At 55.9% G+C, this 549-nt stretch carries 1 pseudogene; it reads right to left on the bottom strand.

The features are described from left to right. Positions 1-549: pseudogene (locus AC1DRJ_RS32000) on the bottom strand (DNA-directed RNA polymerase subunit beta'); the annotation flags it as partial.

Below are 549 nucleotides of genomic sequence, written 5' to 3'. Positions count from 1 at the left end.
CGCTTACGCTCGCTGTGATAAGCCAGACCAGTACCAGCCGGGATCAAACGACCCACGACCACGTTTTCTTTCAGGCCGCGCAGGTAATCGCGCTTGCCGGTTACCGCCGCCTCGGTCAGTACTCGAGTGGTTTCCTGGAAGGAAGCCGCCGAGATGAACGATTCGGTGGACAACGACGCCTTGGTGATACCCAGTAGCACGCGAGTGAACTTGGAAACGAATTTCTCGTCGCCAGCCAGACGCTCGTTCTCTACCAGAACGTGAGTCAACTCCATCTGGTCGCCCTTGATGAAAGTCGAGTCGCCGGATTCAGCGATTTCAACCTTACGCAACATCTGACGCAGGATGGTCTCGATGTGCTTGTCGTTGATCTTCACGCCTTGCAGACGATAAACGTCCTGGATTTCGTTCACGATGTACTTGGCCAGCGCACTCACACCCAACAGACGCAGGATGTCGTGTGGATCGCTTGGGCCGTCGGAGATAACTTCGCCGCGGTTTACCTGTTCGCCTTCGAAGACGTTCAGGTGACGCCACTTCGGAATCAGC

The organism is Pseudomonas sp. P5_B2 (genome assembly GCF_056400445.1).
The sequence above is the reverse complement of the archived record's forward strand: the minus strand, read 5'-3'. Positions and strand labels throughout refer to the sequence as shown.